Here is a 14597-nt window from a genome sequence, read left to right as displayed (position 1 = left end):
GGATTCTAACGTGTGAAGAGCCCGTCGACGTCCTGGAGTCATGCGGAAAGGTGCATGACTCCAGGATAGTCTCAGGGTCTGACAATGTCGTTCGGACCCGCGGCGACTACTTCGCGACTACTTCGAACCCGCCTTCGTGGCCGGCGCGATCGGACGGTTGGGGACCACCGGCCCCTCGCGCTTGGTCGGATACGTCTCGGCCAGCGTATTGCCGTCGTACATCCGGCCGTTCTTCATGACGAACTTGATCTTGCCGGTATTCCGCAGGTCGGCCAACGGATCGGCGTCGAGCACCACGAGGTCGGCGAGCTTGCCGACTTCGATCGAGCCCACATCGCCCTGCAATCCGATCGCCTGCGCGCCCATCGCCGTGGCGGTGCGCAGCGCTTCCATCGGCGTCATCCCGCCCGACGCCATGGCCCACAGCTCCCAGTGGTAGCCGAGGCCCTGCAGCTGCCCGTGACTGCCGATGCCGAGTCGTCCACCAGCGCGGAGAATCTTCGTGGCTTCGGTGGCAAGCTGCGGGAAGATGTACTCCTCATCGCGGAACCAGCCGCCGGCCGTACCGCCGCCGGGCATCGACGCCATGCGACGACGCGTCTTGAGCGCCAGCTCCTCGTACGCGGTGAAGCGCTGAAGCTTCGGGTCGCCGTACGGATTCTCCTTCGTGTAAAAGTAGTTCTCGCCCCACGGTCCACCGTAGTTCACCAGCAGCGTGGGGGTATACGTGCGATTCGACCACGCCATGAACTTCGTGACGTCGCCCCCGAGCGGTACGATGCCCATCGAGTGTTCGAGGCCGGGATAGCCGTCGATCGTCTCGCTCAGATTGAGCTTCACGTCGAGTGAGCCTTCGGTCGTCGGCATAAGCTGCTGCTCGCGCGCCGCCTTGATGATCCACTGCCGCGTCTGACGCACACCAGCCACGTACATCTTGATCGTCTTGGTGTCGTAGTAGCTGCTGTAACGCTTGAGAATGCTGCGCGCATGCTCCTGATCGCGGATGAGATCGCGATCGAAGATGCCGGGGCCCGTGGAGTAGATGCGCGGTCCGATTGCCTGTCCGGCGTCGACCATGTCCTGATAGGTCAGCACATCGGTCGTGGCGGTTTGCGGATCGCGCGTGGTGGTCACGCCGTACGCGAGATTCGCCAGATACGCCCACGGCTGCGACTCGTGAATGGTGCCGCGTTCGGCCCGCAAATGCGCGTGTGTGTCGACGAAGCCGGGGATCACGGTCGCGCCGGCGAGGTCCATTTCGGTCGCACCGGCGGGCACGGTCACGCTGCCGGTGGCCCCGACGGCCGTGATGCGATTGTTCGTGATGACGAGGTCACCACGGGCGATGATTTCGTCACCCTTCATGGTGATCATGCGCGCGTTGCGCAGCACCACGGTCCCCCGAGGGATGTCGCGCGTGGCCTGCACCAGCACACGCTTCTCGGCGGGCGCATACAGACGCGGACGGAGGCTATCGGCCACAGTGGAATCACGGCGCGACGCGGCGATCGCGGCGTCACGCACCGCCGCCGAGTCGAGATCGTACACCACGTGCGCGTTGCCGATCGACCAGTGCACGCGCTTCCCGTTGCTGCTCCACGCCGGGAACTGCCCACCGATATCGGTGAGTCGCTTCACCGGCACGGCGGCGGTGTTCGGATCGGCCACACTCACCGACGGCTGCGTGCCACGCGGCGGCACGACCACCGTGTAGAAATCCTGATTGATCTGCGCCAGCGCCACGTCGCCGCTGGGCGACATCAGCGTGAGCGTCGCTGACGGTCCCGGAGTATTCGGCTCCTCGGCGTCGCGCTGCAACATGAGTTCCGACGGGTTCACATCGTGATCGTCCACGTTGCCGCCGGCAGCGGGTCCGGTCACGCGCAGGTGCCGCTGTTCGTCGCTGCCATCCCAACGAATCGACACGAGTCCGTTCGCGTTGGACGACAGGTAGATGCGCGAGGTGTCCTTCGAGAAGTGCGGCACGCTGCGTCCGGCCGCCCGCGCGATCAGCGTGGGCTCACTGCCACCGACCGCAGCGGGCGACGCGGGATACCACACGATGTTGGTGGGCGCGGTCACGCCGGTCTGGTCACGACGACCTTGCGCGGCGGTTTGCGTGAGCACGATGCGCGTGCCGTTCGGCGACCAGGCCGGCTGACGCAGCGTCCCCACCACTTTGCTCAGCAACACCGGGGCCGCGGCCCGCGGCGATACGGCGGCCTTGTACAGACGTCCGCCGTCGTTGGACCATGTGACCCAGGCCAGCGACTTGCCGTCGGGGGACCACGCGGGCTCCGACTCGATCGTGTTCAACGTGGACACACGACGCGGCGTGCCGGCCGGGTAGTCCATCACGTACAGCTTCTCAAGCGCGATGAAGGCGAGCTGCTTTCCATCGGGACTCGGCACGGCGTCGCGAATCTGTCGCACCGTGAACTGCGCGCTGTCAGAGATCGGATACTTGAACGCGAGTTCCGGTCCGGCCTCGACCGTGGACTGCACGCGAAACGGGATCTCCACTTGTCCGCTGCCGTCGATCGCCACGCGCCAGATCTTGTTGGCGTAGCTTGCGATCAGCTCCTTCGAGTCCGGCGTGAAGCTCATGCCCGGGAGCGCGTCCAGTGGCGCGCGCGATTCCATCTCGTCGCGCTGCGTCGGATACGCCAGCCAGCGCTCTTCGCCGGTCGCGAGCTCGCGCACCCGCAGCCCGGTCTTGTCTTCGTAGCGTGAGCCGTACACGAGCCACTTACCGTCGGGACTGAGCGTGGGGCGCACCGCCGATCCGTAGCGTGACGACTGCGCTTCGCGCTCACCGGTGTCGCGATTGTAAACATAAATCTGATACTGCGGAAACTGCGCGTTGTAGTTCCAGGCACCGGTGCGCTGCGTGTACCAGATCGACTTGCCGTCGGCGCTGAAGGCGGCACCAGCCTGCTGCACGGCGGTGCCCGGCGCGGCGTTCGGCGGTGCCGTATACAGCGACATGCCGTTGCCACCGTCGGCGTGATACATCCACAGCGTAGGAAGTCCACCGCGGAATCCACCCTTGCTGGCCACGATGTACTTGCCATCGGGCGACCACTCGGCCGACAGATACACGTTCGTCTTGCCGCGCGTAATGGCCTTCACCGTCTTCGTGGCGAGGTCCACCACGTGCACGTTGTCGGCGCCTTCGCGATCGGAGATGAACACGATCGACGTGCCATCGGGGCTGAAACGCGGCTGCGCATCGAACGCCATCCCGCTGGTGATGCGTGTGGCGTCACCACCGGCGAACGGCATCGTGTAGATGTCGCCGAGCATGTCGAAGGCGATCGTGGCACCGTCGGGGCTCACATCGAGCGAGAGCCACGTGCCTTCGCGCGTATCGAGCGAGAAGGTGCGGCCGACTTCGAGTGGCAGCGGCTTTTCAGGAGCTCGTGCACCGGCGCGAGGGGCGGCGCTTTGTCCCTGTGCGACGAACGGGGTGGTGGTAGCGATCGCGGCAGCGCACAGCGCGCCGAATCGCCAGGGCAGACGGGACATCAGGAGCCTCCGAATCGGGTGTAACAACGTGACGAACGTCCTGCCTTACGAGCGTCCTTCGCTCATCGCAATCACCGTCTCCCACTCGTTGGGCCGCACCGGTACCACCGAGAGTCGACCGACCTTCACCAGCGACATCTCGCTCAGCGCCGCACTGTTCTTGATCTCCGGCAACCTCACGGGAGTGGCCAACTTCTTCACCGCCGTGACGTCGACCATGAACCACGTGGGCGTCTCGGCAATCGACTCCGCGTCGTAGTAGTCGTGCGACGGATCGAGCGCCGTGTGATCGGGATAGCCTTCACGCACCACTTCGCAAATGCCCACGATCGCCGACGGCTCGGCGTTCGAGTGATAGTAGAACGCCAGATCGCCCTTCTTCATGCCGTCGCGCAGGAAGTTGCGCGCACTCGAGTTGCGCACGCTGTCCCAGCAGGTGGTCTGCTTGGGTGCCGCCAGCAGGTCATCGAACGAGAAGACATCAGGCTCGCTCTTGATCAGCCAATACCGCTTCTCGCCCGGCGCGCGTGCCGAAAAGGCGGCGGCCCAGGCGCCCTTCTCGTATGGCATCGACTTGGGCGCCGCTTTCTTAGCGGGCGCCTTCTTGGCGGCGGATTTCTTAGCGGGCATCAGGACCACGGTGTGGGGCTAGCAACGACGACAGCAACAGCGGGAACACGGATCTCAAGGGATATCACCGATGGCACAGATAAGCAAAAGCGAGCAGTCCGCGATCGCCTGAAGCACAGGCTGGACGGCTTATCGGTGTGATCGGTGCCATCCTGCTGTTCATCCGTGTTCCCGCTGTTGCTGTTCGGCCGGGAATCACGCGCTGGCAGCAGCCGCCCCCGTCCCCGCGCTCCGCCCCGTGGCCCAAGCCCACAGGAAGTTGTAGCCACCGATCGGGCCGAACGCGTCGAGCACTTCGCCGCACAGAAAAAGTCCCTTGTGTCGGCGGCTCTCCATGGTGCGCGGATCGATTTCACTCAACGCCACACCACCGCCCATCACTTCGGCCTTTTTGTAGCCCTCGTCGCCCTGCCACGGCAGATCGCCGCGCACGAGGATGTCGATGAGTCGCAAGCGTTCATCGCGCCGCAATTCGGTGAGCGGGCGGGTGGGCTCCACGTTGGCCTTGGCCAACAGCGCCGCCGCGAGGCGGTCGGGCATTTCAGCCCGCAGCGCGCCCGTGACCGTACGCGCGCCGTGCGGCTTGAGCGCCTCTTCCCATTCCTTTTCGCCCAGTGCGGCCCACTGCACATGCACCTTGGCGGTCGGTGCATGTCCGGCGCGGGCGCGCACCGCGACGTGCGACACGTTCAGTACCGAGGGGCCGCTGTAGCCGTGGTGCGTGAACAGGAATCCGCCGCGCCAGGTGGCCTGCTGCAGCGCGCTCTTGGCCGTGAGCGACACCGTGAGGGAAATGCCCGAGAGGCCGTTGAACGCCGCGTCGGTGGTGGTGAGCGGCGTGAGGGCGGCGTAGGTGGGGTGCATGGTGTGGCCGAGCGCTTTGAGCATGTTGAGCCCTGCCCCGTCGCTGCCCGTGTTCGGTACGGAGAGACCGCCGGTAGCCACGATCACGGCGTCGGCCTTGAGCACCGTGCCGTCGTCGACGGTCACTTCCCAGCTCCCGTTCACCGGCGAGATATCCACCACGCGCGATTCCATGCGCAGGCGGACGCCGACCTTGCGCGCATAATCCAGCAGGCCGTCGCGCACGTCGCGTGCCTTGTGCGACGCGGGGAAGAGCTTGAGCGATTCGGTCTCTTCCTCGAGGGGGATGCTCAGCGTGTCTTCGAAGAAGGCGCGTTGTTGGGCCAGCGGCCAGGCGCGCACGATCTTCTTGAGCAGATTCGGTGAGGAATCCGTCACGAAGCGTGACTCGTCCACCCGCGACGGGAGTACGTTACAGCGACCGCCACCGCTGATCAGGATCTTGCGACCGCCATCACGCGTTCCCTCGATCAGCAGCGTATCCGCGCCTTCGGACGCCGCGAAGATCGCCGCCATTGACCCGGCCGCCCCTGCCCCGATCACAATCACCCGCCGCATACGCACTCCACGCCTGTTGAGGAACCGCTGTTCAACAGGTAAGCTAGCGCATTCTCACACCATGTCCTCTGCCCAGCGCCTCATGTCCCGTGCCCTGATTCCGCTTCTCCTTGCCGCGACCACGCTGCAGGCCCAGACGACCGGGCGCTCCGCCGACTGGCCCGTGTACGGCGGCAGCGAGGATCACACGCACTACACCACGCTGAGCCAGATCTCGCCGGCCAACGTGAAGCAGCTCAAGGTGGCGTGGACGTACGACACGAAAGACCAGTTCACCGGCTCGGAAATGCAGGCCAATCCGATCGTGATCGATGGCGTGATGTACACCACGACGCCCAAGCTGCATGTGATCGCGCTCAACGCCGCCACCGGCGTGCCGATCTGGCGCTTCGATCCGAACAATGGCGCGCCACCCGCCTCGCGCTTTCGCCATCGCGGCGTGGTCGTAACCGGCGATCGCGTGATCTTCAACTACCGCAACCGGCTGTACGCGCTCGACCGCAAAACCGGGCGCCCCATCAAGACCTTCGGCGACAGCGGCTGGGTCGACCTGCGTCAGGGCCTTGGCCGCCCCGTGGAAGGGCTGTCGGTAAGCGCCAGCACGCCGGGTGTGGTGTTCGAGGATCTGCTCATCATCGGCAGCTCGGTACCGGAAGCGCTGCCCAGCGCGCCGGGTGACATTCGAGCCTTCGACATCAACACCGGTAAGCTGCGCTGGAGCTTTCACACCATTCCGCATCCCGGTGAACCGGGCTACGAAACGTGGCCCCCCGATGCCTGGAAGATCGCCGGCGGCGCCAACGCATGGGCCGGCGTCACCATCGACACCAAGCGGGCCATGGTGTTCGCTGCCACCGGCTCGGCGTCGTACGACTTCTACGGCGCGAACCGGCTGGGCGACAACCTCTACGCCAACAGCGTGCTCGCCCTCGACGCGCGCACCGGCAAGTACGTGTGGCACTATCAGGTGCTGAAGCACGATCTCTGGGATCGCGATCTGCCCGCGGCACCGGCCTTGGTGACGATCACGCGCGGTGGTCGGAAGATCGACGCCGTCGCGCAGATCACGAAGACGGGACACACCTGGCTGTTCGAGCGCGAGAAGGGTACGCCGCTGTTCCCCGTGGAAGAGCAGAAAATGCCAGGCATTGCACTGGGCGACGACAAGCCGGCCTCAACGCAGTTCTTTCCCACGATGCCGGCCCCGTTCGCGCGCCAGCAGCTCACGCGCAACGATCTCACCAATCGCACACCCGCCGCGCGCGCCGCCGCGCTCAAGACGTTCAACGAATACAAGACCACGCATCCCTACGACGCCCCCAACACACGAGGGACGATTGTGTACCCTGGCGTGGACGGCGGCGGCGAATGGGGTGGGCCTGCGTTCGACCCGACCACGGGGTTGCTGTACGTGAACTCGAACGAGATGGCGTGGTTGCTCAAGCTCGTGCCGCGCAGCGATAAGTCCCTGTACGCGGCGAACTGCGCCGGCTGTCACGGTGAGAAGCTGCAAGGCTCGGCGGCCGGCCCAACGCTCATCGACATCGCCAAGCGCCGATCGAAGGAGCAGCTCGCCACGATCATCCGCGAAGGCACCGGTCGCATGCCGGCCTTCGGCACCGCACTCGAGGGCGGCGCCGTGAACGACATCGTGAACTACCTACTCACGGGCAAAGACAACTCGGCCGCACTCGTAGGCACCACCCCGTACATGCTCCCGTACCGCACGGCGTTCTTCGACATCTTCCTCGATCACGAAGGGTACCCGGGCATCAAGCCGCCCTGGGGCACGCTCAACGCGATCGACCTGAACGCCGGCACGATCAAGTGGTCGATCCCCTTCGGTGAATATCCGAAGCTGGCCGCCAAGGGCATCAAGAACACCGGCACCGACAACTACGGCGGCGCCATCGTGACCGAGAACGGCCTGCTGATCATTGCGGCCACCACGTACGACAACAAAATCCGCGCCTACGACAAGAGCAACGGCCGTCTGCTGTGGGAGGCAAAGCTACCGGCCGCCGGCAATGCCACGCCGAGCACGTACATGGTAAACGGCAAGCAGTATCTCGTGATCGCCTGTGGTGGCGGCAAGAACGGTGCGCCAAGTGGGGGCACCTACGTCGCCTTCGCGTTGCCCTGACGGCAAAGTGCGCCGTACATTCGGCGCATGACTTCTCGCTTCGCTCCCGGTGGGGCGCCAGCCGTTCTGGCGCTCCTGCTCGCGACCGCTCCCTCGGCTGCCCAGGCACAGTCGGCTGAGTTGGCGGACGTGACCGACAAGGTCTTCGCGGCCTGGAACTCGACGCACACGCCTGGGTGCGCCGTTGGTATCGCGCAGGGTGGCAAGGTCTTGCTGACGCGCGGGTACGGCATGGCCGATCTGGCCGGCGCACGCCCGATTCTCCCCGGCACCATTCTCGAGTCGGGGTCAGTGGCGAAGCAGTTCACAGCCGCGGCCGTGATGCTGCTCGTGAGTGACGGGAAGCTCAAACTCGACGACGACGCGCGCACCGTGTTGCCCGAGCTGCCGGTGTATGGCCGCACCATCACCTTCCGCAACCTGCTCACGCACACGAGCGGCCTGCGCGAGTGGAGCAACCTGGTCGCGTGGCAAGGATGGCCCCGCGGCACGCGGGTACACACCCAGAGTGACGTGTTCGAGCTGGTCACGCACCAGACGGCGCTGAACTACCCGGTGGGCGACTACTACTCGTACACGAATTCCGGCTTTCTGCTGCTGCGCACCGTGGTCGAGCGTGTGAGCGGCATGCCCTTCGCGCAGTTCACCACACAGCGCATCTTCGTGCCGCTCGGCATGACGAACACGCAGTGGCGCGACGATTTCACGCGCATCGTACCGGGACTCGCCCAAGCGTACTCGCGGCAGGCCGATGGGTTTCACATCGACATGCCCAACGACAACGTGATCGCCGCCGGCGGACTGCTGACCACCGTGAACGACTGGTTGCGGTGGAACGATCATCTCACAAAGAAGACGCTGGGCGCGGGCGTCGTTGACTCGCTCACGCGTCGCATGACGCTTACCAGCGGCGTGGAGATCGCCTACGCACTCGGGCTGACGGTCAACAGCTATCGCGGCCTGCGCGAAATCTCCCACAGCGGCTCCACCGCGGGCTACGGCACGTATCTCGCGCGCTACCCCGAAAAGAACGACCTGTCGATCGCGGTCATGTGCAACGTGTCGGGTGCCGGCGCCACTGGTCTCACGCATGCCATCGTGGACGCCATGGTGCCGGGACTTCCGCGCGCCGCCGCCGCGGATACCGTCCCCACCAACATCGCCGCCGTCGCCAAGCTGGCCGGCGTCTATCGCGATACGCGCACCAACACCGTCACCGTACTCGACACCGCGCGCGGCCGCCTGCGTCGCGACGGCGGTACCGCCTTCCTCGCGTTGCGAAGCGGCGGCTATCAGCTTGGCGGGTCGCGGGTGCAATTCACCACCGACGCCAGCGGCAAGCCGGTCACGCTGCGCGTCCCAACATCCGACGGCGACACCGTGGTACACGCCTTCATGGCTGCGGAGCGGTGGACGCCGAGCGCGGCAGAGCTGGCCGGCATTGCCGGACGGTACCGGAACGAAGAGATCGGCGTCACGTTCACCGTGAGCTCGGCGGGTGCCCGACTCACGATCAGCCCGCGGGTCGGCGTGAGCGACACGCTGTCGGCGTCCTATCGCGATGCCTTCGGCGACGGTGACGAGACCATTTGGTTTGTCCGCGACAAGCAGGGGCGCGTCACCGCCATGCACTTCGGCAGTGCGCGCGCCTGGGACTTCGTGTCCACGCGCGTTCGATAGCGCGTCCGCTGCCGATTCAGGTCAACGCGTTGAGGGTCGCTTTCGCATCAATGTCGTCACACCAGGCCTCCCCCTCTCGTCGGCACCGCCGGTGCCGCGCATTCTCAGGGCATGGGATACTCTGACTTTCTCGCGCGCGCCGTCGGCATCAGCGCCGCGGTCTTCGCCTATACTGCGTGTACGCCGGCCTCCTCCGACACGGCACCGACCAACGCCGCAGAACCGCCTCGACTTCCGACCGGCGCTGTGCTCGACCCTGCTGGCGCCAGGTCCGACGTGGGTAATTTTCCGCTCGCCGTCGTCGCGTCGCCGGACTCAGCGCATTTGCTGTTGCTCCTCAACGGCTGGCGGCAGCAGGGCGTCCAGGTGGTTGACCGGCGCACGGGTGCCGTCGTGCAGACCGCCGAGCAGACGGCCGCGTTTATCGGACTCGCGTTCTCGCCCGACGGACGCACGCTGTTCGCATCGGGAGGAAACACGGATGCGGTCTATCGCTACGGCTGGAACGGCAAGCGACTCGCACGAAAGGATTCGCTCACTATCCGCGTGAAGCGCAATCCTCGATCGTCCGGCACCAGCTACCCGGCCGGACTCGCCGTGAGCCGAGACGGACGACGTCTCTATGTTGCTGAGAATCTGGCCGACTCGGTGGCCGTTGTTGACCTGGCATCCGGCGCCGTGATTCAGCGCATAGCAGCGGGGCGCTATCCCTATGCGGTGGTGGCCGCGGCGAACGGTGACGTCTTCGTGTCCAGCTGGGGAACCCGCGATGTGCACGTGTTCCGCGAGCATCCGGACGGTCTCGTGGACGAGACGCGCATTCCCGTGGAACGTCATCCGTCGACCCTGCTGTTGTCCGCGAATGGGGAGCGATTGTTCGCCGTCTCCGCGTCAACCGACGCTATCAGCGTGATCGACACACGTCGCCGCACGGTGGTCAGCACACTGCACGACCCAACACCGGCCAATCTGGGTCAAGGCAGTACCCCGATGGGACTGCAGCTCTCGGGTGACGGGACCACGCTCTACGTTGCGGAAGGCGACAACAACGCCGTCGCGGTGTTCGCGCTCAGCGCGGGCACGGCGGGCCGGGGCACCGGCGTGAAGGACTCCCTGCTCGGACGTGCGCCGGTGGGGTGGTATCCGGTGGCCGTCGCGCTTTTCGGTGACACCCTGCACGTGATCGACGCCAAGGGACGCGGCACGGGACCTAACCCCCGACTGCCTCAGCCGGGCGCGACCGACGCCGCCGCGAGAGCCGTGAACTATACCGCCGGACAGATCAACGGCACGCTTACACGTCTCGCCGTGGCCGATCTTGGTGGCAGCCGGCTCGCGCCACTCTCGGCCCGCGTCGCGCGCGCCAATCACTGGGATAATCGGGCCACGGGAGCCGGCATGCCGCCCGTCACGCACGTGATCTACGTGATCAAGGAGAACCGCACATACGACCAGGTGCTGGGTGACCTGCCGCAGGGCGACGGGGACACGAGCCTTGTGTTCTTCCCGCGTTCGAATTCGCCGAATCATCATGCGCTCGCCGAACGTTTCGGGCTGTTCGATCGCTTCTTCGTGAACGCCGAAGTCAGCGCCGACGGACACAACTGGAGCATGGCGGCATACACCACCGACTACACGCAGAAGACGGTGCCGTCGAACTATTCATCGCGCGGTCGCAGCTACGACTACGAGGGCGCTAATCGCGGTCGCGTGCCGATGGACGACGGCGATGACGACGTCGCCGAACCGGCGAACGGGTACCTCTGGGACCTGGCCCAGCGAAAGGGGATCACCTTCCGGAATTTTGGTGAGTTCGTGGCGCCTGAGGGGGCGACCGGCGCGGCGCCGGCCGGCTATCGCGGCCTCAAGCCGTTCCTGCGCGCCAACACCAGCCGCGCCTTTCCGGGATACGATCTGGACATTACCGATCAGCGTCGAGCGGATGTCTGGATTTCTGAATTGCGGGGATTCGCCGCCGCTGGTGAGATGCCGCGACTGCAGATCGTCCGCCTTCCGAACGATCACACGTCGGGGGCATCGGCCGGCAAGCCGACGCCGCAGGCGTACATGGCAGACAACGACTTGGCGCTCGGCCGCATGATTGAAGCACTCTCCAACACCGCCTTCTGGGAGAAGACAGCGGTGTTCGTGCTCGAGGACGACGCGCAGTCCGGCCCCGATCACGTGGATTCGCACCGCTCGGTGTTGCTCGTCATCTCGCCGTGGGCGCGCGAGGGGCTACATCGCCGATTCGTGAACACGACCGACGTGATCGCGACCATGGAGTCGATTCTCGGATTGGATGCGCTATCCCCTTTCGACCACTATGGACGGCCGCTCCGTGAGATCTGGCGCACGTCACCAGACGCGCGACCCTATCGGGCGCTGACGCCGTCCGTGTCGCTGGCCGACCGGAACCCCTCGCGTGGCCGCGGCGCCGACGAGTCGCGGCAGCTCGATCTTCGCTACGAGGACGTGGCGGAGGAAGATCTGTTCAATCGGATCTTGTGGCGGAGCATCAAGGGACCCAGCCGCCCCTACCCCGGTCCAACTCGGATGTCGGCCGCGGAAGTGCTCCGAAGCTGGTAGCTTCCAAGCATGGCTCTCGTCTTCCCCTTCGATCCCAACATCGAGCGTGCTGCGACCATCCCGGCGCGCTTGTACAACGATCCGGTGTACCTCGAGCTCGAGATGGAGCGCGTCTTCGCGCACAGCTGGCAGCTCGTAGGACGCGTCGATCAGTTGGCCGAGCACGGACAGTTCCTGACCGCGCAGGTCGGCAACGACAGCATCGTGGTGCTGCGCGACGGCGACACCCTGCGCGGCTTCCATAACGTGTGCCTGCATCGTGCCGGTCCGGTGGCACACGGCTGCGGGAAGCGGAACACGCTGCAGTGCCGGTATCACGGCTGGACGTACGGCCTTGACGGCACGCTGCAGCGCGCGCCGGGGATGGAAGGCGTGGAGTCGTTCCGCCCGGCCGAGATGCAGCTGGTGCCGGTCAAGGTCACCACATGGGGGCCGCTGGTGTTCGCGAATCTCGACGGCAAAGCGCCACCGCTCGTGGACATGATGGAAGACATTCCTCAGCGCGTGCAGGCCTTCGGTTGCGAGAACATGCAGTACGTGACATCGCGCAGCTGGGACATCGCGTGTAACTGGAAGGTGTACGTGGACAACTTCCTTGAAGGCTATCACGTCCCGGTCGTGCACCCCGGCCTGCACAAGGAGCTCGACATGGACAACTACCGCGTGGAGCCACACCGGTACTTCTCCATTCAGCATGCGCCATTGCGCCCGGTGCACGGCGGCAATCCGGATCGCATCTACGACCCGTCCACGACCGATACGCCGGAAGCCGTGTACGTGTGGATGTTTCCGAACATCATGCTGAACGTGTATCTCGGGCAGATGCAGTCGAACGTGGTGATTCCCATGGGTCACGATCGCTGCAAGGTGGTGTTCGACTGGTACGCCACCAATCCGCCAGCGAACGCTGCCACCGATCCGGCCTGGACCAAGCTGATGGCGTTCAGCGCCGAAGTGCAGGACGAGGACATCGAGATCTGCGAGACGGTGCAGCGCAATCTCCGCTCGCGCGTGTACGACCGCGGCCGCTACTCGGCACGCCACGAGAACGGGGTGCACCATTTCCACTCGCTGCTACACGAGTTCCTGACCTGAATCAGCGCCGCTCGGTGCGCCCCCGTGCACGGTCGTTACCGCGCGTTGACGCCGTTCACCGGGCCACCGTTGAAGAAGGCCTCCGGTGTCATCACGCCGTCCTTCTTGAACACCATCCCGTTCTTAAGCACGAACTTCACGTTGCGTAGCGCATCAATGGACTGGAGCGGGTTACCGGGTACCGCGATCAGGTCGGCCCACATGCCGGGCTTGATGGGGCCGCGCGTGGTCGTCGTCTCACTCACCTCATAGCCAGTGGTCGTCATGGCGCGAAGAATGTCAGGCGCCGGAATGCGGGCGGCCTTCCACGTCTCGACGAACTCGATGGCCACCTCGCCACGCGTTTTGCCCGGCACGTAGTAGTCGGCATCGGTGGAGAAGGTGATCGGTACCTTGTTCTCCCACGCATTGCGCAGCATCAACACCGTTTGCGCGTAGCGCGCCTCGGTGGTGTGTCCAACCAGTGAGAGCGGCGTCTCGGTGCCCGCGCGAAAGATCCGCTTCTCCGCCATGATCTTGTGAATCGTGTCGTTCATGCCGTTATCGTGAGCAATCGACCAGATCCCGGCATCGACGGCACGATGTGCACCGGCCACGGACTGCACGTGCCCCTCGACCTTGAGACCGGCCTTCGCCGCTTCACGGATCACCAGCTTGATCTCGTCGGTGGAGTATCCCCACAGCTTGCAGTCCACGCAGATCTTGATCACCCGCGCACCGACCAATGCGTTCTGCCGAACCGCTTTGACAATTTCGTCCGGCGTGTCGGCTTCCAGATACTCGGGGTACACAATCTTCCGATCGAAGGCCATCTCAGGATTGGGAGAAAACTGACCGCCCATCCCGCTGATGATGAGTCCCGACGGAATGATGGTCGGACCGGGCACGAGGCCCTGCTCAATCCCTCGGCGGAGTGCGATATCAGCGTACTTGCCGTTGTTGCCCATGTCACGGACAATCGTGAATCCGGACGACAGCATCTGAATGCCGTTGGAGACGGCCTGAATCGCGCGGAGCGGCGTGTCGTCGAGAATGGTCGTGATGTAGTAGCTGTTGCGCTCCGGCACGTCCTTGTACGTGAGCGCCAGGTGGTTGTGCGCATCCACGAGGCCCGGTAACACGGTCAGCAACGACAGGTCGATCACCTGCGCATCCTTGGGGATGGCGACCGAGGGTCCGACCGCCAGAAAATGGCGGTTCTGGACCAGGATAATCTGATTCAGCGCGACCGTTCCGGTGGCCGGATCGATGAGCCGGCCCGCTTTGATCGCGATGATCGGCGCCGTACTCGCCACGGCAGCGGCCTGCTGCGCCCTAAGCGGAAACGCGCTGAGCGGGAAGGCCGCCAGCGCAAGCGCAGCAACGGCACGGAGTGCGTGAGGACGGATCATGGCCTGTGGGGTGGGAGGGCTGGGCAGCACCGCGGCGTGGTCACGAAGGCTCGGACACGCCGTCCTTGCCAGTATGCTGCGGCGTGAAATCCTCCGCTACGGCTACGCCGCAGCCCGGC

General features: G+C 65.2%; 8 protein-coding genes. 4 read left to right on the top strand and 4 right to left on the bottom strand.

What is annotated here, in order from left to right; all coding sequences use genetic code 11:
• Positions 1–117 precede the first annotated feature (117 nt).
• From RMP10_RS11935 to RMP10_RS11925, 3 genes are all read right to left on the bottom strand, one after another.
• Positions 118–3528, bottom strand: coding sequence for an amidohydrolase family protein (locus RMP10_RS11935; protein WP_310570467.1), 3411 nt, complete (start codon positions 3526–3528; stop codon positions 118–120).
• Between the two features lie 45 nt (positions 3529–3573).
• The gene (locus tag RMP10_RS11930; RefSeq protein ID WP_310570466.1) at positions 3574–4158 is read right to left on the bottom strand and encodes an EVE domain-containing protein; all 585 of its coding nucleotides are present in this window, start codon (positions 4156–4158) and stop codon (positions 3574–3576) included.
• Positions 4159–4353: 195 nt separating this feature from the next.
• Positions 4354–5580 carry an aminoacetone oxidase family FAD-binding enzyme gene (locus tag RMP10_RS11925; RefSeq protein ID WP_310570465.1) on the bottom strand — a complete coding sequence of 409 codons (1227 nt, stop codon included), beginning with the start codon at positions 5578–5580 and terminating at the stop codon, positions 4354–4356.
• A gap of 61 nt (positions 5581–5641) precedes the next feature.
• On the opposite strand from RMP10_RS11925, the gene RMP10_RS11920 reads away from it, so the two are divergent.
• The 4 genes from RMP10_RS11920 to RMP10_RS11905 all read left to right on the top strand — a co-directional run bounded on the left by RMP10_RS11920 (position 5642) and on the right by RMP10_RS11905 (position 13087).
• Positions 5642–7723 carry a pyrroloquinoline quinone-dependent dehydrogenase gene (locus RMP10_RS11920; RefSeq protein WP_310570464.1) on the top strand — a complete coding sequence of 694 codons (2082 nt, stop codon included), beginning with the start codon at positions 5642–5644 and terminating at the stop codon, positions 7721–7723.
• Positions 7724–7750: 27 nt separating this feature from the next.
• Positions 7751–9403 carry a serine hydrolase domain-containing protein gene (locus RMP10_RS11915; protein ID WP_310570463.1) on the top strand — a complete coding sequence of 551 codons (1653 nt, stop codon included), beginning with the start codon at positions 7751–7753 and terminating at the stop codon, positions 9401–9403.
• A 111-nt stretch (positions 9404–9514) separates the two neighbouring features.
• Positions 9515–11992 (top strand): bifunctional YncE family protein/alkaline phosphatase family protein, encoded by a 2478-nt coding sequence (locus tag RMP10_RS11910; protein ID WP_310570462.1) that lies wholly within the window; start codon positions 9515–9517, stop codon positions 11990–11992.
• 9 nt (positions 11993–12001) lie between these two features.
• Entirely contained in the window at positions 12002–13087 is a 1086-nt protein-coding gene (locus tag RMP10_RS11905; protein WP_310570461.1) for an SRPBCC family protein, read from the top strand.
• Positions 13088–13122: 35 nt separating this feature from the next.
• On the opposite strand, the gene RMP10_RS11900 is transcribed toward RMP10_RS11905, so the two are convergent.
• The gene (locus RMP10_RS11900; RefSeq protein WP_310570460.1) at positions 13123–14478 is read right to left on the bottom strand and encodes an amidohydrolase family protein; all 1356 of its coding nucleotides are present in this window, start codon (positions 14476–14478) and stop codon (positions 13123–13125) included.
• Positions 14479–14597: the final 119 nt, after the last annotated feature.

It is taken from the genome of Gemmatimonas sp. (genome assembly GCF_031426495.1).
GTDB lineage: Bacteria > Gemmatimonadota > Gemmatimonadetes > Gemmatimonadales > Gemmatimonadaceae > Gemmatimonas.
Note: the sequence above shows the minus strand (reverse complement) of the source record. Positions and strands in the feature narration are given on the sequence as shown.

Excerpts from the sequence above, each read along its gene's own strand:
- RMP10_RS11930 (WP_310570466.1), bottom strand. The coding sequence starts at position 4,158 with ATGCCCGCTAAGAAATCCGCCGCCAAGAAGGCGCCCGCTAAGAAAGCG.
- RMP10_RS11915 (WP_310570463.1), top strand. The coding sequence starts at position 7,751 with ATGACTTCTCGCTTCGCTCCCGGTGGGGCGCCAGCCGTTCTGGCGCTC.
- RMP10_RS11920 (WP_310570464.1), top strand. The coding sequence starts at position 5,642 with ATGTCCTCTGCCCAGCGCCTCATGTCCCGTGCCCTGATTCCGCTTCTC.
- RMP10_RS11905 (WP_310570461.1), top strand. The coding sequence starts at position 12,002 with ATGGCTCTCGTCTTCCCCTTCGATCCCAACATCGAGCGTGCTGCGACC.
- RMP10_RS11935 (WP_310570467.1), bottom strand. The coding sequence starts at position 3,528 with ATGTCCCGTCTGCCCTGGCGATTCGGCGCGCTGTGCGCTGCCGCGATC.
- RMP10_RS11900 (WP_310570460.1), bottom strand. The coding sequence starts at position 14,478 with ATGATCCGTCCTCACGCACTCCGTGCCGTTGCTGCGCTTGCGCTGGCG.
- RMP10_RS11925 (WP_310570465.1), bottom strand. The coding sequence starts at position 5,580 with ATGCGGCGGGTGATTGTGATCGGGGCAGGGGCGGCCGGGTCAATGGCG.
- RMP10_RS11910 (WP_310570462.1), top strand. The coding sequence starts at position 9,515 with ATGGGATACTCTGACTTTCTCGCGCGCGCCGTCGGCATCAGCGCCGCG.